General features: G+C 39.4%; 24 protein-coding genes. 17 read left to right on the top strand and 7 right to left on the bottom strand.

Translation table 11 applies throughout. The features are described 5' to 3' along the window. The first annotated feature begins 7 nt into the window (after nt 1-7). The 9 genes from ACWICE_RS02010 (at nt 8) to ACWICE_RS01970 (ending at nt 7,426) form a co-directional block, all read left to right on the top strand. Complete coding sequence (locus ACWICE_RS02010; RefSeq protein WP_374670187.1) at nt 8-1,882, top strand: cytochrome c oxidase subunit I; 1,875 nt, start codon at nt 8-10, stop codon at nt 1,880-1,882. A 48-nt stretch (nt 1,883-1,930) separates the two neighbouring features. Then, nucleotides 1,931-2,989, top strand: a complete 1,059-nt coding sequence (locus ACWICE_RS02005) for a COX15/CtaA family protein (RefSeq protein WP_185211311.1) — start codon at nt 1,931-1,933, stop codon at nt 2,987-2,989. Nucleotides 2,990-3,004: 15 nt separating this feature from the next. Beyond that, entirely contained in the window at nt 3,005-3,913 is a 909-nt protein-coding gene (gene cyoE, locus ACWICE_RS02000) for a heme o synthase (protein WP_185211310.1), read from the top strand. Between the two features lie 3 nt (nt 3,914-3,916). Next, complete coding sequence (locus ACWICE_RS01995) at nt 3,917-4,519, top strand: cytochrome c oxidase subunit 3 (protein ID WP_254526542.1); 603 nt, start codon at nt 3,917-3,919, stop codon at nt 4,517-4,519. Between the two features lie 9 nt (nt 4,520-4,528). After that, nucleotides 4,529-5,266 (top strand): cytochrome c oxidase subunit 3, encoded by a 738-nt coding sequence (locus tag ACWICE_RS01990; protein ID WP_093100577.1) that lies wholly within the window; start codon nt 4,529-4,531, stop codon nt 5,264-5,266. Between the two features lie 33 nt (nt 5,267-5,299). Then, nucleotides 5,300-5,677: a cytochrome C oxidase subunit IV family protein gene (locus ACWICE_RS01985; RefSeq protein ID WP_185211309.1), complete on the top strand. Its 378-nt coding sequence runs from the start codon at nt 5,300-5,302 to the stop codon at nt 5,675-5,677. Between the two features lie 107 nt (nt 5,678-5,784). Beyond that, nucleotides 5,785-6,411, top strand: coding sequence for an SCO family protein (locus tag ACWICE_RS01980; RefSeq protein WP_254526541.1), 627 nt, complete (start codon nt 5,785-5,787; stop codon nt 6,409-6,411). A gap of 8 nt (nt 6,412-6,419) precedes the next feature. Further along, the gene (locus ACWICE_RS01975; RefSeq protein WP_237219418.1) at nt 6,420-6,956 is read left to right on the top strand and encodes a DUF420 domain-containing protein; all 537 of its coding nucleotides are present in this window, start codon (nt 6,420-6,422) and stop codon (nt 6,954-6,956) included. Nucleotides 6,957-6,967: 11 nt separating this feature from the next. Beyond that, entirely contained in the window at nt 6,968-7,426 is a 459-nt protein-coding gene (locus ACWICE_RS01970; RefSeq protein ID WP_185215894.1) for an ABC transporter ATPase, read from the top strand. Between the two features lie 73 nt (nt 7,427-7,499). Here ACWICE_RS01970 and ACWICE_RS01965 read toward each other — a convergent pair whose 3' ends face one another. After that, the gene (locus tag ACWICE_RS01965) at nt 7,500-7,895 is read right to left on the bottom strand and encodes a DoxX family protein (RefSeq protein ID WP_185211305.1); all 396 of its coding nucleotides are present in this window, start codon (nt 7,893-7,895) and stop codon (nt 7,500-7,502) included. Between the two features lie 216 nt (nt 7,896-8,111). On the opposite strand from ACWICE_RS01965, the gene metG reads away from it, so the two are divergent. Then, nucleotides 8,112-10,178 carry a methionine--tRNA ligase gene (metG, locus tag ACWICE_RS01960; protein ID WP_454297524.1) on the top strand — a complete coding sequence of 689 codons (2,067 nt, stop codon included), beginning with the start codon at nt 8,112-8,114 and terminating at the stop codon, nt 10,176-10,178. Between the two features lie 54 nt (nt 10,179-10,232). On the opposite strand, the gene brnQ is transcribed toward metG, so the two are convergent. The 5 genes from brnQ to ACWICE_RS01935 all read right to left on the bottom strand — a co-directional run bounded on the left by brnQ (nt 10,233) and on the right by ACWICE_RS01935 (nt 14,354). Beyond that, nucleotides 10,233-11,540, bottom strand: coding sequence for a branched-chain amino acid transport system II carrier protein (gene brnQ, locus ACWICE_RS01955; RefSeq protein WP_254526538.1), 1,308 nt, complete (start codon nt 11,538-11,540; stop codon nt 10,233-10,235). A 5-nt stretch (nt 11,541-11,545) separates the two neighbouring features. Further along, on the bottom strand, nt 11,546-12,334 hold the full coding sequence (folP, locus tag ACWICE_RS01950) for a dihydropteroate synthase (protein WP_454297523.1): 789 nt from the start codon (nt 12,332-12,334) through the stop codon (nt 11,546-11,548). A gap of 124 nt (nt 12,335-12,458) precedes the next feature. After that, nucleotides 12,459-12,938, bottom strand: coding sequence for a DUF4920 domain-containing protein (locus ACWICE_RS01945; RefSeq protein WP_454290682.1), 480 nt, complete (start codon nt 12,936-12,938; stop codon nt 12,459-12,461). 2 nt (nt 12,939-12,940) lie between these two features. After that, nucleotides 12,941-13,522, bottom strand: a complete 582-nt coding sequence (locus ACWICE_RS01940) for an L-threonylcarbamoyladenylate synthase (protein ID WP_313260961.1) — start codon at nt 13,520-13,522, stop codon at nt 12,941-12,943. 7 nt (nt 13,523-13,529) lie between these two features. Further along, nucleotides 13,530-14,354: a 2,3,4,5-tetrahydropyridine-2,6-dicarboxylate N-succinyltransferase gene (locus tag ACWICE_RS01935; RefSeq protein ID WP_254526534.1), complete on the bottom strand. Its 825-nt coding sequence runs from the start codon at nt 14,352-14,354 to the stop codon at nt 13,530-13,532. A 105-nt stretch (nt 14,355-14,459) separates the two neighbouring features. On the opposite strand from ACWICE_RS01935, the gene ACWICE_RS01930 reads away from it, so the two are divergent. The 7 genes from ACWICE_RS01930 (at nt 14,460) to ACWICE_RS01900 (ending at nt 25,191) form a co-directional block, all read left to right on the top strand. Beyond that, the gene (locus ACWICE_RS01930; RefSeq protein ID WP_454290683.1) at nt 14,460-14,870 is read left to right on the top strand and encodes an RNA-binding S4 domain-containing protein; all 411 of its coding nucleotides are present in this window, start codon (nt 14,460-14,462) and stop codon (nt 14,868-14,870) included. Then, nucleotides 14,860-16,515, top strand: coding sequence for a DUF6377 domain-containing protein (locus ACWICE_RS01925; RefSeq protein WP_237235534.1), 1,656 nt, complete (start codon nt 14,860-14,862; stop codon nt 16,513-16,515). The genes ACWICE_RS01930 and ACWICE_RS01925 overlap by 11 nt, the downstream gene beginning before the upstream one ends. Before the next feature lie 197 nt (nt 16,516-16,712). Beyond that, complete coding sequence (locus ACWICE_RS01920) at nt 16,713-19,682, top strand: SusC/RagA family TonB-linked outer membrane protein (protein WP_454297522.1); 2,970 nt, start codon at nt 16,713-16,715, stop codon at nt 19,680-19,682. A 34-nt stretch (nt 19,683-19,716) separates the two neighbouring features. Then, nucleotides 19,717-21,225, top strand: coding sequence for a RagB/SusD family nutrient uptake outer membrane protein (locus ACWICE_RS01915; protein ID WP_454297521.1), 1,509 nt, complete (start codon nt 19,717-19,719; stop codon nt 21,223-21,225). A 10-nt stretch (nt 21,226-21,235) separates the two neighbouring features. Then, nucleotides 21,236-22,729 carry a glycoside hydrolase family 30 protein gene (locus ACWICE_RS01910; RefSeq protein WP_185215902.1) on the top strand — a complete coding sequence of 498 codons (1,494 nt, stop codon included), beginning with the start codon at nt 21,236-21,238 and terminating at the stop codon, nt 22,727-22,729. Continuing rightward, entirely contained in the window at nt 22,726-24,054 is a 1,329-nt protein-coding gene (locus ACWICE_RS01905; RefSeq protein ID WP_254526531.1) for a DUF5125 domain-containing protein, read from the top strand. Before ACWICE_RS01910 ends, ACWICE_RS01905 begins: the two co-directional genes overlap by 4 nt. A 147-nt stretch (nt 24,055-24,201) precedes the next feature. Continuing rightward, a complete protein-coding gene (locus ACWICE_RS01900) occupies nt 24,202-25,191 on the top strand; it encodes an isoaspartyl peptidase/L-asparaginase family protein (RefSeq protein ID WP_454297520.1) in 990 nt (329 codons plus the stop codon). A gap of 16 nt (nt 25,192-25,207) precedes the next feature. Here ACWICE_RS01900 and mtgA read toward each other — a convergent pair whose 3' ends face one another. Then, nucleotides 25,208-25,951: a monofunctional biosynthetic peptidoglycan transglycosylase gene (mtgA, locus tag ACWICE_RS01895; RefSeq protein WP_313260950.1), complete on the bottom strand. Its 744-nt coding sequence runs from the start codon at nt 25,949-25,951 to the stop codon at nt 25,208-25,210. Nucleotides 25,952-25,967 lie beyond the last annotated feature (16 nt).

The following is a 25,967-nucleotide window of genomic DNA, read 5'->3' as shown; positions in this document are numbered from 1 at the left end:
ATAGAATATGTCAACTACAGTTATATCGCACGACGCAGCTCATCACGGATCACATGATCACCATCATGAGACCTTTTTGACGAAGTATATCTTCAGTCAAGATCATAAGATGATTGCTAAGCAGTTCTTGATCACTGGTATCATAATGGCGGTTTTCGCTATGATCCTGTCGATTTTATTCCGTATTCAATTAGCATGGCCTGATCATGAGTTTCCAATTCTTGAGGTTTTCTTGGGAAAATGGGCTGAAGGTGGTCGAATTAGACCGGACTTCTTCCTGTCCTTGGTAACTATTCACGGTACCATGATGGTATTCTTTGTATTAACAGCAGGTCTATCAGGTACGTTCAGTAACTTATTAATCCCTTATCAATTGGGAGCTAGAGATATGGCTTCACCATTGATGAACATGTTATCATACTGGTTTTTCTTTACCGCTTGTGTGATCATGGTTGCTTCTTTCTTCATTGAAAGTGGTCCTGCATCTGCTGGATGGACAATTTATCCTCCACTTTCTGCAGTTCCAAAAGCTATCGCAGGTTCTGGATTAGGTATGACCCTATGGTTAATTTCCATGGCTTTATTTATTGCATCACAGGTATTAGGAGGTGTTAACTATATCTCTACAGTATTGAACATGCGTACTAAAGGAATGGAATTATGGAAAATGCCTCTTACTATTTGGGCATTCTTCTTAACAGCTATCGTTGGTTTGTTATCTTTCCCAGTTTTAGTTTCTGCAGTAGTATTATTATTCTTTGACCGTTCAGTTGGTACATCCTTCTATTTATCAGATTTAGTGGTTCAAGGTACTATCCTTCCTAACGAAGGTGGTTCTCCAATTTTGTTCCAACACTTATTCTGGTTCTTAGGACACCCTGAGGTATATATTGTAGTAATGCCTGCATTAGGTTTAACTTCTGAGGTAATTTCTACAAACTCTCGTAAACCAATCTTTGGTTACCATGCGATGGTTTATTCCCTAGTTGGTATTACAGTTTTATCTTTCATCGTTTGGGGTCACCACATGTTCGTAACAGGTATGAGTCCATTCTTGGGAGGTGTATTTATGATTACCACCTTGATCATTGCTGTTCCTTCAGCCGTTAAGGCCTTTAACTATATTGCAACTCTATGGAGAGGTAACATCCGTTTCACTCCTGCGATGATGTTTGCAATTGGTATGGTTTCTTTCTTCGTATCTGGAGGTTTAACAGGTTTGTACCTAGGTAACGCAGCATTAGACATCAACTTACATGATACTTATTTCGTAGTAGCTCACTTCCACTTGGTAATGGGTTCAGCATCTATCTTCGGTATGTTGTCAGGAGTTTACCATTGGTATCCTAAGATGTTCGGACGTATGATGGACGAGCGTTTGGGTTACTTCCACTTCTGGTTGACATTCATTGGTGCTTACTTGGTATTCTTCCCAATGCACTTTATGGGTATTGATGGGGTTCCTCGTCGTTACTATGCTTTCACTGAGTTTCCATTTATGGAAAAATGGGTATCTGTTAACTTGTTGATTACTTGGGCAGCTATCGTTTCAGCTGTTGGACAAGTTGCTTTCTTGTGGAACTTCTTCGGATCCATCTGGTGTGGAAAACGTGCTCCGCAAAACCCTTGGGATGCAAATACATTGGAGTGGACTACTCCAGTAGAACATATTCACGGAAACTGGCCAGGAGAAATCCCTACAGTATACCGTTGGCCTTATGATTACAGTAAACCTGGACATGATGCAGATTTCATTCCTCAAAGCACTCCACTTTCACAAACAATGAGCTCAAACTTATTGCATGACTGGGAAGGAAATGAAGAAGGTATTGAAGCTCAAAAGGTTTACAATCGTGAGCATAACAGAGAAGAAGAAGGGTAGGTTCATACCTACCTCTCTTTATACTTTTTAATGTAAAAGGAGAGATCTATGTATCCAGCAGCTGAAAAGCGTTTCATACGGATAAATAAGATCACGATTATCGTTCTTTTCTTAGTAATAACAGCAGGAGGTGTCGTTCGGAGTACAGGTTCAGGAATGGGCTGCCCGGATTGGCCAAAATGTTTTAACAGGATTATCCCTCCAACAGATGCTTCTCAATTACCTGAAGGTTTCGAGCAGCATTATGTAGAAGGTCGCATCAAGAAGAATGAACGCTTTGCCAAAATGATCGAAGCGTTTGGTTATTCGCACTTAGCAGATCAAATTCGTCACGATGAAACAATCCATGAGCATGAAGAATTCAATGCTGTAAAAACTTGGACTGAATATATAAATCGTCTGACTGGAGTTTTAGCCGGTTTCAGTATGCTGTTTACAGCAATATATTCTTTTACTTATTGGAAAAAGAAAAAAGCCATAGTCATATGGAGCGTTCTTAATCTTATTGTCGTTGTTATACAAGCCTGGTTAGGGTCGATTGTTGTTTCAACAAATCTTACCCCTTGGGTCATTACCATTCACATGCTATTGGCTTTGATAATTGTTTGTATTGCTATACAGACATATTATTGGGCGATTAAATTGCGAGACAACTCTTTCTTGAAGAATACCAATAAAGGGTTTACATGGATCACATTGATCTCATTGGCAATTTTAGTTATTCAAGTAGTATTTGGTACTGATGTTCGGGAGATAATTGACCATCTTAATCAACAAGGAGTACAACGTAGCGAATGGATTGATTCTATTGGGTTACCCTATGTAACGCATAGACTCTTAGCATATGTCACTTTAGCCTTGAGTGTATTTTTATATTTCAAGATAAGGTCTTCAGAATTGATCAATACGGTTCAATTCAAGTATGCGAAGATTTCATTGGTGTTAGTTTGTATCCAAATGTTGTCAGGGATAATATTGGCTAGGTTTCATGTTCCCGCAGTGGCACAAACAGTGCATTTGGTAATTGCAAGTTTATTGGTTGGTTCACAATATTATTTATTGTTGATCCTTAACAAACCAGAGAAAGCATTATCAACAACGGTTTAGGGATTTATTTTGGTTATGAAGGAATTTATTTCAGATTTTAACAAACTTGTCAAGCTGAGGCTTACGCTAACAGTTGTGTTCTCTGCTTCCATTTCATTTTTGATTGGAGCAACACAGCAAGGTGATATCATCTGGTTTAATTGGGCGTTGTTGACTATTGGAGGATTTTTGGTAACAGGTGCTGCCAATGGATTTAACGAGATCATCGAAAGAGATCTTGATAAATTAATGAAGCGTACCGAAGATAGACCATTACCTGCAGGAAGGATGACCACAGGACAGGCTTTAATTTTAAGCGTGTTCATGGGAATAGCTGGGACTTTGATCCTGGTAGAATTGAATTTTATAGCAGGTTTACTATCTGTGTTTTCAATTTTCCTTTATGCCTTTGTCTATACACCATTAAAACAAAAATCACCAATAGCAGTGTGGGTAGGAGCGATTCCAGGAGCATTGCCACCACTAATTGGTTATTACGCTGCATTTGAATCTGCAGGATTCGGATTAGCATATGCCGAGGTAAGTGAGCAGGCAATCGTAATCACGCCATTGGTTTTGTTTACCATTCAGTTTTTCTGGCAGTTCCCACATTTCTGGGCAATTGCTTGGGTATCTGATGACGATTACAAAAGAGCAGGTTTCAGATTGCTACCTACGACGAGGAAGGATAAATTATCAGCATGGTTCATTTTTGTTTCATGTCTGCTAATGATTCCAATTGGTTTTCTTCCGATGTATTTTGGAATTGGCGGATGGGTATTTACCATTCTTTCCTTAATAGGAGGATTACTTTTCACCTGGTATGGTTATCAACATCTTCAAAAGATGGAGGTCAGTACAGCGAAAAAGATCATGTTTACTTCTTTTGCTTATTTGCCCTTAACTCAATTAGTGTTGTTGTTTGACTTTATACCTTTTAAATAAAAAATGGATTTACAATTATCGATGGATAAGCAAGAGTTGATGAATGAAGAACTACTAAAATCAAGAAAAGCAAAGAAATTTAATCTTTGGCTTGGAATGATCGGTATGTTCATGATGTTTGCTGCTTTGACAAGTGGATTTATAGTATATACTGCAAGTGGTGTTGATAAGGGGATCAAAACTATCTTACCATATGCGTTCATCTATAGTACCGCAGTAATTGTATTAAGTAGTGTTAGCATGTACCTTGCTTTCAAAGCAGTAAAAGCTAATCAAATATCAAAACAAAAGACCTACTTATTGATTACTATTGTATTAGGGGTAGTTTTCTTTTGGTTGCAAGTCGAAGCTTGGTCTGTATTGTTTCATAGAGGGATAACCTTTGTGAACTCTAATGCTTCGCAATCGTTCATATACGTATTTACAGGCTTACACTTAGCCCACATCATAGCCGGAATATTGGTGTTGGTTAGATGTTATATTGGAGCAATGCGCAAAATTGCTCTTGATAACAATATCTTCCGGATGGAACTTGCCTCTATATTTTGGCATTTTCTAGGTCTATTATGGATTTATATTTATGTTTTCTTACTTTTGAATCAATAACAGTAAACAATGAGTACAACAGTATCGCAATTGGATAAGGTAAAACAAGGACCTTGGAGCGGAGGTAAATCACCTTGGAACTTAGAGTATGGAAAGATCATGATGTGGTTTTTCCTAGTATCAGATGCATTTACATTCTCTGCATTCTTGATTTATTATGGTGCTCAAAAATTTGCGCAACCTAGCTGGATTGATGCGGATAAGGTATTCCAATCTATTCCAGGTATCGCAGATTCAGGTCAACCTTTGGTTTTCGTGGGTATCATGACTTTTATTTTGATCATGTCTTCCGTTACGATGGTACTTGCCGTAGAAGCAGGACATCGAAATTCAAAGCAAGAGGTTGTCAAATGGATGTTATGGACTATTTTAGGTGGCCTTATGTTCATAGGCTGTCAGGCTTTAGAGTGGAGCCACTTACATCACATGGGCTTCTGGTTCGGTCAAAATCCAGCAACTGGATTAACGGATGATAATGCCATTGTAAATGCTCTCCAACCTTATTTTACCAAGGACATTTCTTACACAGCTGCATTGCAGTTCTCTAATCTATTCTTTACCATTACAGGTTTCCACGGATTCCACGTATCAATCGGTATATTGTTGAACATTATTGTGTTGAGCATGACCTTAAACAATACGTTTGAAAGAAGAGGAACTTACCTAATGATTGAAAAAGTAGGTTTATACTGGCACTTTGTGGATTTAGTTTGGGTATTCGTATTTACCTTCTTCTACCTAGTATAATTTTTGTAAGAATTATTTTAAAATTCATTGAACATGACTAATCACGAAAATATATCAGAACACGATGCGCATGCGCATGGCGAAGGAATGGATAAAAAACGTATCTGGAGTGTATTCTTTGTTCTATTAGCTTTAACAGCATTAGAATTCTTAATCGCTTTAGGTTTTGTACACCACTGGGGAATCATACAAAAAGGAATGCTAGTGAATACAATCTATATTGTATTGACATTGGTAAAAGCCTATTATATCGTAGCATTCTTCATGCACTTGAAGTTCGAGAAATCTAGCTTTATCGTTACTTGTGCAGTAGTATTTTTCTTTATTATCTATTTCATTATTTTAATGTTGGTTGAAGGTGGTTATTTACACACTGTAATGACTCATCAACCTACTTTCCCACATCAATAAGCATATAAGTAATGAGTAAAAATACTCGTTCAAAAAATATATCAAAATTAATAATCCTGGCACTTGTTCTATTTGTGCCAGGTTTTTTATATATACTGGTTAATAAAATGGGCTCTAATGAGTACATTAAGCTGCCAGTTTTTGGAGAGAAAAAGCTTTCTGGTGAAATGCGACGAGTGATGGGTAGAGAAATCCCCGACACCATATTCCACCAATTAAGTCCGGTTGAGTTTATGAATTATGACAATAAACCGGTTAAATTCCTAGGTACTGACACAGCCGTTTCAGTAGTTCATTTATTCTATACCAGAGATCAAGGTCTTTCTAAGCAATTGGTTCATGATATGAGTACCATTGCAGCTAGATTCAAATCGAATCCTAAGGTGGAACTTTATTCTATATCAGTTGACCCGAATGATTCTTCAGCTGATTTGGAAAAGTTTATTGCGCCTTACAAGAAAGACAAAAATCCACATTGGTTTGTCGTGAACAAACCAAGTGTAGATATCTTTGAATTTGCAAGAACCGCGATGCTCATTGAAGCCATGCCGGTACCAGCGGATAGCACAAAATTTATTATCAGCAACCAATTTGTCTTGATAGATTCCGAGAAAAGGATCAGAGGTTTCTATGATATCAGTCTTCGATCAGAATTGGATCGCCTAGAAGATGAGATCAAAGTTCAGTTGGTTGAAGAGGTTAGAAATAATCCATTAAAAGTAGAGAGAAAGTAATTATGGGAATGACTGAAGAAGAAAAGAAATATAAAGGCGTAATCTGGACCCTGTCTGTAATTATTCCTTTAGCGGTTGCTGCCTTATTTGGCATAAACCTACAAAAGATGGGCTATGATGTTGAACCCCTTAGTTTTCTGCCTCCGATTTATGCTACCATCAATGGATTGACAGCAGTATGTTTGGTAATCGCAGTTGCAGCTATCAAAAGAGGAAATGTCAAGATGCACGAAAACTTGATTAAGTTGTGTATGGTTTTCTCTTCCTTGTTTCTGCTGATGTATGTAGCTTATCATATGACTTCCACTTCAACAAGTTATGGTGGAGAAGGAGCAATTAAATATGTGTATTTTTTCATTCTTGTGACACATATCATTTTATCGATCGTCATTATCCCATTCGTATTATTTACTTTTGTTAGAGGGATTGCTGGTGCCTATGAGCGTCATAAGAAGCTAGCACGCATCACTTATCCCATGTGGCTTTATGTTGCAGTTACAGGAGTAATTGTGTATCTCATGATTTCTCCGTATTACACGCATTAATAAATTGAGATATGAAGAAAGTTTGGATTTATCAGGCAGATCGATTTTTCACACAACCCGAGCATGAGATCGCTCAAGCAAAATTAGATTCCTTTATCAGAGAATGGACTGCGCATGGTAGTCAGTTAGCAGGCAAGGCAGAAATTATCAATAACCTTTTTATTATATTAACTGTTGACGAAGAGATCGCTCAGGTCACTGGATGTTCTATTGATAAGTCAGTAAGGATCCTAAAGGAGCTGGAGGAAGAATTGAACATTGGTCTATTCAACAGAACCTTGATCAGTTACCGTGATAGTGAAAACAATATACAATTGGTTTCAAGGGATGTTTTTGAAGCGCTGTGCAAAGAAGGTGAAGTAAATGCTGAAACCATTGTCTTCAACAATTTAGTGCAAACAGAAGAAGAATTAAAGAGCAATTGGCAGGTCCCAATGAAAAACAGTTGGCATGCCACTGTATTTAAATAGAAATTCGAATCAAGAAAACCAGAAGGGCTTTGCAATTTGCAAAGCCCTTCTGGTTTTATAACTGTTATTTCGATTACTTTTTGTCGATGCTAAGTTTTCCAGGACCCATAATGGCGAATGCGATATAGACGATCATAAATTCAATCGCGTGTGATGCTCCAGACAGACCATCACCTTTGGCAAGATGGTTCAATGTAGCCACCAACATGGTCAAGGCCAAAATAATGGCCGCTGGTCTTGTCCACAAACCTAATATTAACAACAGAGATCCCAGGGACTCTGCTAATCCTGCGGTAAACCCAAAAATAGTAGGCATAAAGTCAATTCCTAAGTTTCCCATTGATTTACCAATTGCAGTCCATTTTTCTGGACCACCCATTAACTTCTGTAGGCCGTGAAAGGCAATCATGGTCAATCCGAATCCTATGCGAATTATTAATAGACCTAAATCTGTTCTTGAATTTTTCATATTGAATAATAAGTGTCTGTAACTGAAGCGAAGATACATATTTTCAGAAATAGCCTCCATTATCATAGATCAAGAAGATAAACTTTTTAAATAATGAAATTATTTTTTTGTATTCTTCATGAAAATCACCCTAGAAATAGCAGAATACTCCAATTTGCCTTATCTTTGTTCTCTGAGCTGAAAATGGCTCGATATTAATCATTAATTGCAATCAAATTGGATATATTCAGTAAACAACGTTATACCATTACATCTGCATTGCCGTATGCCAATGGTCCACTTCACATAGGCCACCTTGCTGGGGCTTATATTCCAGGAGATATTTTCGTGCGATTCTTAAGATTAAACAACAAAGACGTTGTTTATGTTTGTGGATCTGATGAGCATGGCGCTGCAATCACGATTAAAGCCAAGAAGGAGGGCGTAACTCCTCAAGAAATCATCGATAAATACAACCAACAGATTAAAGAGAGTTTTGAACAGTTTGGTATTTCTTTCAATATCTATCACCGTACTTCTGAGCCTATTCACCATCAATTGTCCCAAGAATTCTTCTTGAACCTTTACGAAAAAGGAGAGTTTATCGAACGATATTCAGAACAATATTATGATGAAGAATACCATCAGTTTTTAGCAGACCGTTATATCGTAGGAACTTGCCCACACTGTGGAAATGAAGGTGCCTATGGTGACCAATGCGAAAAATGTGGGACGTCACTTAACCCGACAGATCTGATCAACCCTAAATCAACCCTAAGTGGTAAAGCTCCGGTTCTAAAGGAAACAAAACATTGGTATTTGCCGTTGGATAAATATCAACCTTGGTTAGAGAAATGGTTGATTGAAGGCAAGAAAAATGAATTAAAATCAAATGTATTCGGGCAATGCCAATCATGGTTGAAATCCGGATTGCAACCGCGTTCTATGACCCGCGACTTGGATTGGGGGGTAGATGTTCCTCTTGATGAAGCTGAAGGAAAGAAATTATATGTTTGGTTGGATGCACCAATCGGATATATCTCTGCGACCAAGCAATGGGCTATCGATGAAGGAAAGGATTGGGAGAAATATTGGAAACAACAATCCAACCCTGAGGACAATTCAACATTGATCCATTTCATTGGAAAAGATAATATTGTTTTCCACTGTATCATTTTCCCAGCGATCTTACATGCTCATGGCGAGTATATCCTCCCTGAGAATGTTCCTGCCAATGAATTCTTGAACCTAGAAGGAGACAAACTTTCCACATCAAGAAACCATGCCGTATGGTTGCATGAATACTTAGAGGAATTCCCAGGTAAACAAGATGAATTGAGATACATGCTGACCTCTATCCTTCCTGAAACCTCAGATTCTGAATTTACTTGGAAAGACTTCCAGGCACGTGTAAACAATGAGTTGGTGGCCATCTATGGTAACTTCGTTAACCGTGTGATGGTACTTTCCCATAAATATTTTGAAGGAAAGGTACTATTGGGTTCTCCATTGACTGAATCTGATCAAGCGGTCTTAAAGGAACTTGCTACCTATCCAGGATTAATCAAGCAATCGCTATCCCAATACAGATTCCGTGAGGCCCTTGCGCAGTTTATGAGCGCAGCTCGCTTAGGAAATAAATACTTGGCTGATGAAGAACCTTGGAAAGTAATCAAACAAGACGAAGAACGTGTTAAAACCGTATTATTCGTAGCAAGTCAAATTGTTGCAAACCTTGCATTATTAGGCCAGCCTTTCTTGCCTTTCACCTCTACGAAAGTCTTTGAAATGCTAAACTTGACCGCTCAGAATTGGGGTGAAGCTGGAAAATCTGATCTATTGGAATCCGGTCATCAATTAGGAGAAACCCAATTGTTGTTTGATAAGATTACTGATGAACAAGTAGAGTTTCAATTGAATAAATTGGCCAATGCCAAAGCAAGCAATGCTTTAGCAGCACCTAAAGCGGAACAAAAACCGAATATCAACTTCGATGAATTCATGAAAATGGATATCCGTGTTGGTCGAATCCTGACTGCAGAGAAAGTCGCTAAAACTAAAAAGCTTTTGAAACTGACCATCGATACAGGCATTGATAAGCGTACAGTCGTTTCTGGTATTGCGGAATACTTTACGCCTGAAGAAATCGTAGGTAAGCAAGTGTCCATCTTAATCAATCTCGAACCAAGAGAAATTAAGGGAATCCAATCTCAGGGTATGATCTTAATGGCTGAAGATGCAGATGGCCGTCTAGACTTTGTTAGACCAAATACAGATATTTCCGCTGGAAGTATTGTAAGATAGTCAATAGCATTATTGATAAATGAAAAGGCTGGTCACATCGACCAGCCTTTTCATTTATAGCATTTTTTCTTCTTCTTTTTTGTGCCCAGTACCTGTAACCAAGATCAACAAAACAAACAACACAAAGGAAGGGACTACCCAACCTAATTCATATTGAAAGAATGGAATATGGTTCAGGGTTGAAATCATGCTTTCACTCAATAAGTTGAAATGTTTGGCCAATGATAAACAGGCAATAACGGTTGAACCGATCAAAGCAGCCACATAAGGCTTTTTGTTTTTCACAAAGCTTCCAAAGAAAACCGTGTATAGAACCAATGTGATGACAATCGGATAAACAAAAGTTAGGATAGGATAAGCAAAGGAAATAATATTATCAACTCCTGTAATAGAAAGCACACAAGATGCTATACAACATACAGTCACCAAAAGCTTATAGCTCAATTTTCCTTTTGTCAGTGAGGAAAAGAAGGTTCCCACAGCAGAAGTCAATGCAATGGCAGTAGTCAAACAGGCCAAAGCGATACTGACTGCGATAGCAATGGTTCCAAATGGTCCCATGATGGCACGAGAAATACGGATCAGCAATTCCGATCTCTTGATCGCTAAATCCTCGATTCCAGAAGTTGCACCAAGATAGATCAGACCTCCATATATTATAAAAAGACAGGATGCAGCCAAAATACCAGCTGCGATTACCACTTGGTTCTTTGATTTCACGCTCGTATAGCCCTTTGTGCGGGATGCCGTAATGATAATCCCAGCAAAGATCACAGAAGCCAGTACATCCAAGGTTTGGTAGCCATCTACAAAACCTAAGGTAAAGGACTGCGCCGTATCCAAGGAAGATTCACTGAAATCTCCCATAGGGGAGAATATGCCCATGGCAATCAAGCTAATCAATAAGACCAGCAGCAATGGCGTCAATAGATTCCCGATAATATCTACCACTTTTGATGGTGCAATGGTCAGTAACCAAGTCACTGCAAAGAAGGCAATCGAGGTCCAAAGGGGATCTGCATTAGGGAATGATGGCAATATACCAACTTCAAAGGTTGTAGCTGCTGTCCTTGGAATAGCAATCAGAGGCCCAATGCAGAGCATGATGACGGTTCCTAAGATAGGCGAAAGGAATTTGTTGATCCTAGTCCCAAGATCCTCAAATGATTCCCCTGAATTTACAACAGAGAGTATTCCGAAAAAAGGCAATAATATTCCGGTCAGACCAAATGCCAAGATGGTGATCCAGACATGGTCTCCAATTTGTATTCCGATATAAGGGGGGAGTAATAAATTTCCAGCTCCGAAGAACATGGCAAATAAGGCAAAACCTATCGTGATTATGTCTCTAGTTTTCTTCAAAATGATTAGGTATAAAAAATTTCAATTAATTGTTTGGCCTCCTTGACATCATGGACCCTCAATATTTGGGCTCCACGTTCTAGAAGCAAGGTGTTAAGTGCGATTGTTCCAGGTAATACTTGGTCAGGGGTAGATTTTATTTTTTTGTAGAGCATCGATTTTCTAGATATACCTCCTAAAAGGGGCAATCCGAAATAATGTAGCTCTTGGATGCGCATCAGTAACTCATAATTCTGGTCAATGGTCTTGGCAAAACCATAACCAGGATCAAGGATGATATCCTTTACCCCTAATTCCCTGAGTTTTGCAACACTGTTTCCCAGACTTACCGCTACATCATTTACGACATCATCATAATCAGTCATTTGCTGCATGGTAGCGGGTGTTCCGCGCATATGCATCAAAATATAAGGAACTTGAAGCCTAGCAACCGTATTGAACATATCCGCATCTAGACTCCCACCTGAAATATCATTGATGATATGGACCCCAGCCTTTACGCAGGCCTCGGCAACATCAGCTCGAAAGGTGTCAATGGATAGAATAGCTTTTGGAAATTGCTTATGTATAGCTTCAATAATTGGTATAGCGCGATCTAATTCTTCTTGATGACTTATTTCCTTTGCTCCAGGTCGGCTTGAGTAAGCACCGATATCAATGATATCTGCCCCTTCGCCAATTAATCTCTCCGTATGCTCCAAGGCCAAGTTCAGCGATTGGTGCTGGCCCGCATCATAAAATGAATCTGGTGTCAGATTGAGAATGCCCATGATCCTCGGGACTTCAAAAGTCATAAGTTGATTACCAAGGCGAATGCTTTGACAAGGAACAGGCTGAAAAACTGACATTTACGTAAGATTAATAAAAAAATAAGGCTGCAAATTCTCATTTGCAGCCCCCAAAATAAGTCTTTTGCGTCTACTTTACAACAAGAACTCCATCTGCAACCAAAGAAATATCTTTTCTTGGCTGGTTAATTTTAGCAATTTCTTCTTTGCTCTTGCCCATATCCTCAGCATAATGCTTTTGCCACTCTACTGTGGTTTCTTTCACTTTTGCCTTGCCTTCCAATACCACAGTCTTGCCAATGATATCTTGAGGAACGAAATAAGCATAGTCTGTAAAACGTACCATGATCGGTTCCTTGCCTTCTTCTGTTTTCAGCGTCAGGAAACAACCTTTTTTCGTACATACCTGAACAACCTCGCCTTGAACTTTCCCTGTATAGGATTCTTTTCCAGTTAGGTTCTTTTCAAGTTGTTTGACAGATATAGCGCCATTTTTATCTATTTTCTTGCCATAGCTAACACCAGCTTTTGCTGGTTGAATGGCAGTTTGTGCATGGCTAAATGCAATGAATGCAACTGCACAGATCAGTAAAGAGATAATCTTTTTCATATTTATTTTCTAATAAATTCAAATTTTCCACTCGGATCCAATTTCATGATCGTCGATGCCGTACCATTTGATGGATCCTGTTGCCCAAATTTAACAACATAGTCCACTCCATTTACAATCTCATCAGAGACTTCCACGAAATTCCTGGCGGAGGCATCACCGCTGATGTTTGCCGAGGTAGAAACAATAGGTTTTCTGAACCTTTGTAACAACTGCTCGCAAAATGGATGGTTCACAATACGGATTCCAATACTGCCATCCTCTGCCACGACATTGGCGGCCAAGTTCTTTGCTTTGGAATAGATAATGGTCAAAGGCTTATCCGTTGCTTCCAATAATTCATAAGCAACTTCAGGAACCTCGCTCACATAGCTTTGTAATTGATTGTCATTGCCCAAAAGGATGATCATGCTCTTGCCTTTATCTCTTCCTTTCAATGCAAAAATCTTTTCAACAGCTTCCGGATTAGTCGCATCACAACCGATTCCCCAAATGGTATCGGTAGGATACAAGATCAATCCCCCAGACTTCAGTGTTTCCAAAGCCTGATTCAAATCCTCTTTATCTATATAAGGTCTTTGCATCAGTGTGCTATACTGCTACATTATGATCACGAAGCGCATCGTTTAATGAAGTCTTCTTATCGGTAGATTCTTTTCTTTGCCCAATGATCAATGCACATGGTACTTGAAATTCTCCAGCTGGGAACTTCTTGGTATACGAACCTGGAATAACCACAGAACGCGCAGGTACATAGCCTTTGTATTCTACAGGCTCAGAACCTGAAACATCAATAATTTTGGTTGATGCTGTCAAGACCACATTAGCACCTAATACAGCTTCTTCCTCAACACGAACGCCTTCAACGACAATCGCTCTTGACCCAACGAATACGTTGTCTTCAATAATTACTGGCGCTGCTTGTACAGGTTCTAATACACCACCAATACCAACACCACCGCTTAGGTGAACATTCTTGCCGATCTGAGCACATGAACCAACGGTTGCCCATGTATCCACCATCGTACCTTCACCAACATACGCACCAATATTGACATAAGAAGGCATCATGATTACACCCTTAGACAAAAAAGCACCGTAACGGGCTGAAGCTCCAGGAACAACACGAACACCTAACTCCTTGTAATTTGTTTTTAATTTCATTTTGTCATGGTAGACAAAAGGATCATTCTTGATCACCTCCATATTACGGATAGGGAAATAAAGAATTACAGCTTTTTTAATCCAATCATTGACATACCAAGATTCTCCAACAGGTTCAGCAACACGTAATTCGCCTTTGTCCAAATGCTGAATTACGAATTCAATCGCCTCGTAATATTCTTTGTACTCCAATAACTGTCTGTTCTCCCAAGCTTCTTCTATTAATTTTTGAAGGGTTGTATTATCTACCATAATATTCTTAAAAGTAATTTTAAATTATTAACAAATATGGAGATTTTTAATGATATGTAAGTTACAGAAGGGGCAAAATTAAGAAGATATGACTATTTTTGTAGGATGGCAGAGGCAGCAGACAAATTGCGGATTGATAAATACTTATGGGCAATTCGTATATTCAAAACCAGAAGTTTGGCAACAGAAGCTTGTAAAGCAGGGAAAGTTAAACTCAATGGCCAAAATGTAAAACCTTCAGCAATCGTCAAAGTGGGGGAAACCTATAGCATTCAGAAGGGAATTGAGCGTAAGGTCCTTAAGGTTACTGGATTGCTCGAACGTAGGTCTGACGCCAAAACGGCCGTGCAATTTTATGAAGATCACACACCAGTAGAAGAAACCTATGCTTTCAAATCATCATTCCACGCACCTGTCCTGAAAAGAGACCGTGGAACTGGTCGACCTACTAAAAAGGATAGAAGGGAAATTGATGATCTGAAAAGTGATTGGTGGGAAGAAGATAATGATAACTAAACTTGAATTAAAGAAAGTATTCTTTTCTATTTTATATTTATTGGCACTGGTAGGACAAACTTCCTTTGCCCAATCTGTCGTGGATGTGAGCCCTAAAGACTCTGTGGAAAGAGAACTTAAAAAGGTGCTAGGCAGAAAGATTGAATTTGAAAAGGAAAAATTGATGAAGATCTTCGAAATCAAGGAACGCCTGAAACTAATGCCTTCTCCTGCCGATCGGTATAACTTCCAAGACAAACTTTATAACGAGTTCAAGACCTATCAAATCGACTCTGCTATCTTTTATGTCAATGAAAATAAAAAGCTAGCCCTACAATTGAATGATAACTTTAAAAAGAATGAAGTCGATATCCAATTGGCAAGCTTATATTCCTCTGCGGGGCGATTCATCGAATCAAACGAAATCTTAAAAGGTATTCCAAGACAAAGCCTCTCCAGTGAACAGGAGGCTGATTATTACCGGGCCTTCTCCGATTTCTATTCCCATTATGGACAAAGTACCAACCACTATAATTATTTTAGCCTGAGCGAAGTCTACCGCGATTCCTTGCTCAACGTTCTTCCTACTGATTCCAAAGAACATCGAATAAGTTCTGCAACAAGAGCATTATTTGGAAATAATTTCGAAAAAGCGGAAAAAGAACTCCTGCAATTATTGAGTGAATATAAAGACACCGACCATGAACGGGCTGTAATTGCCTATTTATTAGGGTTACTCTATAAAAACAAGGATGACCAAGAAAAACAGATTTACTATTTAGGCCTTTCTGCCATCACCGATGTTAAAAATACGGTTAAGGATAATGCTTCTATGCAAAGTCTTGCCCTGGTCTATTTTGAAAGAAATGAAATCGATAAGGCCTACCTCTTTATTCAGGAAGCCATGGAAGATGCCCTTTTCTGTAATGTTAGATTTAGGACCATAGAAAACTCCTCTTTTTATCCGATTATCAATTCTGCTTTTCAGGAAAAAGAACAAGCAAATAAAAATCAGCTCAAAAACTTCCTGTACACCATATCCCTGATGTCCATCCTGCTTCTGGTCGCCTTCATCATATTATATATGCAGATGAAACGGTTGAAAAAAACCAGAAAGGACCTGAAAAACCTAAATGACGAACTGCAAGGCCTTAATGCCCAATTGTTAAAAGTCAATCAAGACCTTCAGGAGTCAAATCATATTAAGGAAGAGTATATGGCGCAGTTTTTTGAATTATGCTCCGCCTATATCGATAAATTAGATAATACCAGAAAAGGGATCTTAAAAAAGATCTCCAATAACCAATTGGATGAACTCAGTAAGGAATTGAAATCCCAAGATTTTATCAAGACCGAACTTGACGACCTATATCACAACTTCGACGTGATTTTCCTGAACCTTTATCCAACCTTTATACAGGAGTTCAACAACCTGTTAAAACCCGAAGAAAGATTGAGCTTGAAACATGATGAATTGCTGAATTCCGAACTCCGTATTTTTGCGTTGATCCGTCTCGGTATTTCTGATTCCACCAAGATTGCTCGGTTCCTTCGCTACTCTTTGCGTACGGTTTATAACTATAGAGTTAAGGTCCGTAACAAAGTTTTAGGTACCAAAGAGGACTTCGATGAACAGATTAAGGAGATTGGTAACCTAAAATTTTAGCATATCCCTTTACTTTTTTTCTTTTTAAAAGCGCCTAATAACCTGTAAAACAATGCTTATTGATTTACTTTGGTTACTTTTTTGTTTTGGCCCGCCTCAAATGCTAACTAAAAATTAGCACCCTGCTTAACTTTGGAATGGGAAGTTTAGGTATACCCTAAATTATTTTATTAATCTCATAACTGATTATAAGACGTATGAAACTTTTTACTAAAGTTAGTATCGGTCTTTTCCTTTTTATGGTATCTGTTTTTTCAAATTTTGCATTCGCGCAAAATGGAATTCGAGTTTCAGGAAAGGTTATAGACGAAGCCAGCAATGAACCAATTATTGGGGCTACCATTACTGTTATCGGAGGTTCTGCATCTACCTCTTCAGATAACACGGGACTATTTACACTCGAGAATGTTCCAGCAAATTCAAAACTTCGAGTTTCTTATCTAGGCTATAAAAGCCAAGAGGTAATTGCACAAGCAGAAATGACCATCACTTTGACTCCAGAAACAAATGCGCTGGAAGATGTCGTTGTTATCGGTTATGGTGCAGTTAAAAGAAAAGATGTAACAGCCGCTATCTCCTCCGTATCCTTGGAAGACATTGACGAAAGACCAATTGTCAATGCCAACCAAGCTATTCAGGGTAAAGCAGCAGGGGTAACCGTTTCTCAACCTTCTGGTGCTCCAGGTGGTGGAACTTCTATCCGTATCCGTGGTACCACTTCCTTCAACGGAAGTAATGACCCGCTTTATGTGGTTGACGGAGTAACAGTTGACAATATCAACTTCCTTTCGCCTAATGATATCGCCGATATGCAGATCCTAAAAGATGCATCTTCAGCTTCTATTTACGGGTCGAGGGCTGCAAACGGGGTTATCTTGATCAGCACAAAACAGGGTAGAGTTGGAAATCCAAAGATTACTTTGAATGCTTTAGCGACTCAAAATAGAGTGACCAACAGCATTACGCCCTTAAACACAGCGCAATACAAAGAGTTGATGGATGAGATCGGTATTGTGAAATTGCCCGATGGATTGACAGACCAAACCGATTGGTTCGATGAAACCTTCAGCAATGGATTGACCCAAGATTATCAGCTTTCCATTTCAGACGGTTCGGATAGAATCAAATACTTCCTTTCCGGTGGCTATGTAAATGATAAAGGGATTGTCCATTCCACATTCTATAAACGTTATAACTTCAGGGGTAACATTGAAAACAAAGTGAGGGATTGGTTAACTGTGAATGCTAACTTCTCCTATGCTGACTATAACGGAAACGGAATGGTGGAAGGTACAGGTTCCAATAGAGGTGGGGTTGTCCTGTCTGCAATCAATACGCCGACTTTTGCGCCGATCATGGATCCTTTCAATCCGAAACAGTTCTACAATAACTTCTACGGTCTGAACGTGACTTCTCCACTGGAGAATTTAGCAACGACAGGAAATAACCGCAACCGTGAAAACAGATTGATTGGATCAGGTTCTGCTACAGTTCACATTACTCCAGGATTGAACTTCAAAACGTTGTTCGCCCTAGATAGAAGAAATGCTTTTTCTTCTACTTTCTTGGACCCATTGTCTACTTCTTGGGGTAGGAACCAATTCGGTGAAGCAACGGATTCTAGAAACATGAATACCGTCATCACTTTTGATAACACCTTGACCTACAATAAAAGCTTTGATAAACATAACTTCGAAGCCATGGCAGGTACAGCTTGGTTAAGCTCAAACTATACCAACAGTTATATCCTCGGTTCGCACTTTAGAAATGATTTGATCGAAACCTTGAATGTGGCCAATAAAATCTCCTGGACTGGTACCGGTTCATCAGCATCTGATTGGGCAATGATGTCTTATTTCGGACGTCTTTCCTATAATTATGATGGCAAATACTTGGTAACTGCCAATTTAAGATCAGATGGTTCCTCTAAATTACACCCTAGCAAAAGATGGTCTATGTTCCCATCGGTTTCAGCCGCTTGGCGTTTATCATCGGAGGAATTCCTAAGTGATGTGCCTTGGATGAACGACTTAAAACTTCGTGGAGGTTGGGGTCAAACAGGTAACCAATCGGGTATCGGTGACTATGCTTACTTACAACGCTATAATATTATCCGTTCACCATGGTTCGAAGAAGGTAAAACCAACGATTTAGCTTCCGTTACTCCAGAAAACCTAAGAACAATTGACTTAGGATGGGAAAGAACCACACAAACTGGGGTAGGTTTGGACTTTACAGGTTTCAATAATAGATTGACCGTAAACTTGGATTACTACTACAAGAACACAACCGACATGTTGATGTGGGTGGATCTTCCAGGTAGCGGTAATATCTCCCAAATCCAAAGAAATGAGGGTGAAATGACCAACCGTGGTTTTGAAACCAATATCAATGCTGATATCTTAAAAGGCGAAGGCCTAACTTGGTCTTCAGGTTTTAATATCTCTTTCAACAGAAATAAATTCACCAAATTGGTGCTGAAACCTGTTTATTTCGATGCTAGAACCACGGATTATGTTAATGAAACCGTAGTAAGAAACGAGGCAGGAAGACCTGTGGGTGGTTTCTTTGGTTATATCAGCGAAGGGGTAAATCCTGAAACTGGTGATATGATCTATTCCGATATCAATGGCGATGGAAAAGTGACTGTCAATGATAAAACTTACATCGGTGATCCTAACCCTAACTTCACTTTCGGATTTACCAATAACCTTTCTTACAAAGGATTGAACCTAAATATCTTTATCCAAGGTTCTCAAGGCAATGATATCTACAACGTTTCCAGAATGGAAATGGAAGGCATGTACGATGGGAAAAACCAATCTACACGTGTCCTTCAACGTTGGAGAGTCCCAGGTCAAATTACCGAAGTCCCTCGTGCAGGTTATGATATGAAAAACTCCTCATACTTCGTAGAGGATGGAAGTTATATCCGCTTGAAAAACATTTCCCTTTCCTATAACATCAAAGCTCCAGCCTTGTCAAAAATTGGAATTAACAAATTGGCTCCGTTTATCTCAGCCACCAACTTAATTACCTTGACAAAATACACCGGCTTGGATCCAGAAGTTAACCAATGGGGGAATTCAGGTAGGGTGCAAGGTTTAGATTGGGGTACATATCCTCAAACTAGGTCATTCGTGTTTGGATTAAATATGGAGTTCTAAGATTATGATGATGAGAACAATGAAATTTAATATAATGAAGAAGATGCTGATCGCAGTACTCGGTACTGTGGCCATCTCAAGCTGCTCTCTTGATAAAGATCCTCTTGGTCAATATTCTGACGTGACCGAAGGGGTAAATGAAGAAGGAAAAAAAGTAGTCTTTAAAGACAAAGCTGCGGTAGACAACTACATGCAAGGCTTATATAACATCCTACGTGATAGACAGGAACATTGGTATCTTGACCAAATGTTGATTGCTGAATCGCATTCAGATAATGCTTACGCAGGAACGACTGGTGCCGAAGTAGTGCCTTATGAAAATAACGGCATCGAAGGTTCCAATTCAGTTGTTCAGCGTGATTGGATCCGTTACCTGGAGGATGTTGCCAAACTGAATATCCTGATCGTTAATGTGGATTCGGTGGCTGACAATTCCCTGTCCTCTGCATTACGTAAGCAATACAAAGCGGAAGCAAAAATTCAAAGAGCTTTGATTTTCTTTGATATGGTGCGTTTGTGGGGCGATATTCCTTTGGTGACCACAGTGGGTAAAGATATAACCGCAGAAAATATCGAAGAGGTTTACGACGATTATTTCCCGAGCCAGACGCCTGAAAAGGAGGTTTATGAATTCTTGGCCAAGGAATTGGAAGAAGCCATCGTCGATGCGCCATCCAATAATGCCGCTAACAAAACAAAATTCTCAAAATCCGTAGCCAAAGCTTTATTGGCCAAGGTCTATGCTGAAAAACCAATCCGTAACTATGCAAAGGTTATTCAATATGTGGATGATTTGGCAGCAGATGGATTTGCTTTAGATGCAGATTATAAAAATTTGTTTGGCGTTCAAGAAGGAAATGCAGAACCATTGATCAGAAATAGCAAAGAAGCTATTTTAGAAACCCAATTCTTTGCGGGTAATGGAAACTGGGTAACCTGGATGTTTGGACGTGACCTATCAAACTACAATAGCAATTTTACATGGGCAAAATGGATCACTCCTTCAAGGGATTTAATAAATGCATTCACCCGCGAAGGAGATGAGATCCGCTACACAGAATCTATAGTGTATTATCAAGCTGGTTGGAGCAACTACTACCCGGCAAGCAACTACCCATTCATGTATAAAACTCGTTCGGCATTCAGTAACATCATAAAAATTCGTTATGCGGACCTGTTATTGCTGAAAGCTGAAGCGTTGATCAATGGCGATAGTCCTAATCTTACAGCAGCAGCTGCAATTATCGATCAAGTTCGCCAACGTGTGAAACTTCCGAAATTGACCAATGCCGTTAAAGGAAGCAAAGACGCCATGTTGAATGCCTTGTTGAGTGAAAGAAGATTAGAATTGGCTTTCGAAGGACAACGCTGGTATGACCTTGTGCGCTTGAATAAAGTTGAATCGGTGATGAATGCAGTATATGCAAAAGATTCAGGCAGAAAAGCCCAAGTTTATCCATTTACAGAGAACTCATATCGCTTGCCGATTCCGCAATCGATTATAGATGAAAACCCTAAAATCAAGCAAAATCTAGGATATTAATACTGAAACTATGAATAATTTAAAGAAATATATATTTGTTGCAAGCTTGTTCTCCTCGATTTTTACGGCTTGTGGAAATGACACGAATATCAATGGCGGAGACCCAGTTCCTGTAGACCCTACATCAGGAGATGTATTAATCTATACAACAACCGGATCACTAAGCCATGATTTCAAAAAATCCTATGTGGACTTTAGCAAGACCAGTAACATGGGGACTAAGACCATTAAGATCGATGAAAGCAAAACATTCCAAACCATGGATGGATTTGGTTCTGCTATCACCGGTTCTGCAGCCTTCAACTTGTTGAAAATGGCACCAGAGGACCGTACGAAATTCCTAAAAGAAACATTCTCTCCAACAGAAGGAATGGGGCAAAGCTATATCCGTATCGCTATTGGCTGTTCTGATTTCTCATTGGATGAATATACCTTGGCCGATAAACCAGGAATTGAAAACTTCGCTCTTCAATCGGAAGAATTGGAATATGTGATTCCAGTTTTGAAAGAGATTATCGCCATCAATCCAGAAATCAAGATCATGGGCTCGCCATGGACTCCTCCAAAATGGATGAAAGTGAATAACTTGACGGAATTGAAACCCTACGATTCTTGGACTGGGGGGCACTTGAACCCTAAATACTACCAAGACTATGCAACCTATTTTGTAAAGTGGATCCAAGCCATGAAAGAACATGGAGTTAATATTTACTCCATTACAACACAAAATGAGCCATTGAACGATAAGAACTCGGCTTCATTGGTCATGTTTTGGAATGAGCAACAAGCATTTGTTAAAAATGCGCTTGGTCCTAAGATGAAAGCAGCTGGATTAACAACCAAAATCTACGCATTCGACCATAACTATAACTATGATAATATGCCAGAACAACAGGATTATCCAATCAAGATTTTTGAAGATCCTGCTGCAGCTGCTTATTTCGCTGGTTCTGCTTACCATAACTATGGTGGTGACAAGGCCGAGTTATTGGATATCCACGCCAAAGCACCGAACAAAGATTTGATCTTTACCGAAACTTCCATTGGAACTTGGAATGACGGCCATGCTCTAGGAAAAAGATTGTTGGAGGATATGCGTGAAGTAGCCTTAGGAACAGTAAACAACTGGAGCAAAGGGGTGATCGTATGGAATTTAATGTTGGATTCGGAAAGAGGCCCTAATCGTGAAGGTGGTTGCCAAACTTGTTATGGTGCCGTTGATATCAGCAAAGCCGATTACAAGACCATTCGCAGAAACTCACATTACTACATCATCGGACATATGTCAGCCGTGGTAAAACCAGGTGCAGTACGCATTGGGTCTGAAGGTTATACAGATGCTGGATTGTCATATGCTGCTTTCAAAAACACCGATGGTAGCTATGCTTTTGTGATTGCAAATGCAAATGGAAGCAATTCTAGAATTGTTATTGAGGATGGGAAAAATCATTTCAGTTATGATGTTCCTGCAGGTTCTGTTGTTTCTTATTCTTGGAAAAAATGAAAAAATTAATCAATTATTTAGCCTTTTCACTTCTTTTGAGCTTGATGTTCTCTTGTAAAGAAGATGAATTAATCGTGCCTTATGGCGCTGGGGAGCCTGCCATTGAAATAGTTAAAAGTCCAACTGCTTCTTTGTTTGGCGATAGTTTGCAATATACCGTGAATGTTTCGGATAAAAGCGTAGACCTTTCTACCTTGAAAGTACAATTGTTGTTCAGTGATGAAGTCGTTTCGGAACAGACCATACGTACAAAAGAAGCTGGATCGTACTCTGGGAAATTATATGTTCCTTACTTAAAGAACATTCCAAATGGTTCTGCCTTATTGAAATTTACCCTTCAAAATGTGCAGATGGTGAGTAAAACGGAAGAAAAAGTCCTGAATATCACGAGACCAGATTTTCCTTATTTAAACTTAGTAGCTGAAGGAAAGACCTATCGCATGAACAAGGTTGGGCCTAACCAGTACGAGGTTTCTGATGAATTTAAGATGAAAGCTCCGGCTTATATCGAAGCGCCTAAAGTAGGTGAGTTCGGAAATAAGATTCAATTTGGATGGGAGAATAAAGCGATCCTGCAAGGGGTAAATACGCCAATTCCTTTTTCTAATGCTTTCGATGGAGTTTATAAGATCAGTTTCAATACCTTGACTTATGCGGCTTCACCTTTCCTTCGTTATGCAATCAATGATACAGATATGTCCATGGTTGAAGATGAAATCTTCTCGGTTGACCTAACGATCAACAAAGATGAAGAATTGACCTTTGAAGGAATGCCAGCGGGATGGTGGGTCGATAAGGACTATATCCGTCAAGATGGTGATAAATACTACTTCAATGCCATGTCTGGAAAATACCGCTTCATTGCCGATCTAGGAAAAAAATATATTAAGGTAGAAGCTATGAACGGAAATGATCTAGCAAGATTGAATGCCGATGGTACCGGAGCTATCTGGATTATTGGTGAAGGTATCGGTAAACCAACTGTTGCTGACAATCAGGTAGGTTGGGATCCAGGAAAGGCCATCTGTGTGACACCAATTGGAGGTAAGAAATACCAAGTGACCGTAGTGGCTGGACAATCCATCAATACCGATAATATCAACTTCAAATTCTTCCATGAAAAAGGATGGAACGGTGAATTCAAGAATACAGACTTGACAACCTCTAGTGACATCATTTTGATAGGAGATGGAACAAATGGCCGTGACCCAGGCAATTTAGGTCTTCAGGCTGGTAAAAAACTGGAAGCAGGTGCAACTTATGTATTCGTAGTTGATCTGTCTGAAGGAAATAACAAAGCAAAACTTAGTGTGACAAAACAATAAAACAACTAACAGTTTAGATTGATTAGGGGTGGATGAAGGCGTTTCCACCCCTTTTGTTTTTTAGGTATTTATTGCGTTCTTTGTTTAAAACTGAATCTAATTATGAAAAAAAGTGTAACCTGCTTATTAATCTTAATGTGTGTAACGATGAATTTAACGCCTTCTTCTGCACAGAGCAATTCAAAACCAAAGTATGTTTTAGCCATTCATGGAGGTGCAGGTACGATACTAAAAAAGAATATGACGGACTCCCTGGAGAAAGCCTATATTGAGAAACTGACCGAATCCCTTCAGGCTGGTTATGAACAGATCAAACAGGGAAAATCTAGCTTAGACGCCATCGAAGCAGCTATCCATATCATGGAAGATTCACCACTTTTCAATGCTGGCAAAGGTGCCGTGTTCACAAATCAAGGAAAAAATGAACTGGATGCCGCCATTATGGACGGATCTAATCTAAAGGCTGGTGCTGTAGCCGGTGTTACCAATATCAAGAATCCTATCAGTGCAGCGAGAGCTGTCATGGATAGATCGGAACATGTCATGATGATTGGAAAAGGCGCAGAGGAGTTCGCGCAGCATAATGGTATCCAAATCGTTGACCCTTCCTATTTCTGGACAAAGCAACGTTGGGATGGACTGCAAAGGGCATTGGAAAGAGATAAAGATCGTGCTGAATTGGACCATGACGATAAAAAGGCTTTCTTGCCTCCATATAAAGATGAAAAATTTGGAACTGTGGGCTGTGTGGCCTTGGATAAACATGGTAACCTTGCGGCAGGAACTTCCACTGGGGGTATGACCAATAAAAAATTCGGTAGGGTGGGTGATGCGCCAATTATTGGTGCCGGAACCTATGCCAACAATGCCACGGTAGCTATTTCTTGTACAGGTTGGGGCGAGTTTTTTATCCGTTCTGTTGCTGCATTCAATGTGTCTGCAAAAATGCAATATGCCAAAATGGATGTAGCCAAAGCTTCGCAGGAAGTTATCGATGAAATAGGGAAATTAGGTGGCGATGGTGGATTGATTGCAATCGACAAAAATGGAGAAGTCGCTATGCCTTTCAATACCGAAGGCATGTACCGTGGAACGGTTACTGCAGACGGGAAAATCCATGTGGAAATCTATAAATAGGGAATAAATTATAGCATTACTCCGGTATGCTATAGTAATTCATATACCTCACGATGCTATTAGCTCTTCTATTAATATAATTAGAAGGTCTTCTAGCATCCCACTTTTGTGGACTAGGCAAGATGGCAATGATCAATGCAGCCTCTTTCTTGGTCAGGCTTTTAGCCGACTTATGAAAGTAATATTGTGCTGCCCCCTCGGCTCCATAAACTCCCTGTCCGGTTTCTATCACGTTCAGGTATACTTCTAAGATCCTTTTCTTACTCCAAAAGACTTCTATCAGTACCGTAAAGTAAGTTTCTAAACCCTTGCGGAGCCATGAACGTCCAGGCCATAGGAATACGTTTTTAGCTGTTTGTTGGCTTATGGTGCTTCCGCCCCTTAATCTTTTTCCTTCTTTGTTTTTCTCAAAGGCTTCTTTGATCGCTTGGGTATCAAAACCATTGTGCGTCATGAAATGAGCATCTTCACCAGCTAATGCAGCTCGCTTCAGGTTATTTGAGATATCCTCATAGTCCAACCATTTGCGTTCCAGTTTCCAATCCTTACCATCTGCTTTCCGCTCAAAACCTCTTTTTATCATCAAATAGGTTATGGGAGGATTCGTAAAACGTAGGGCAATGACCCAAAGTATGGTCAATACCAAAAAGGCAATCACTCCCCTGATTACCCAAGGAAGGACCTTGGTCTTCAGTGTGCTCCCGAAGGATGTATTGGTTTGCTTTTTCCTGTTCTTGCTGGTAGAACGTTTGATTGCCATTACTTTGAAATTTTAT

The sequence above is a fragment of the Sphingobacterium sp. NPDC055346 genome (genome assembly GCF_053645235.1).
Note: the sequence above shows the minus strand (reverse complement) of the source record. Positions and strands in the feature narration are given on the sequence as shown.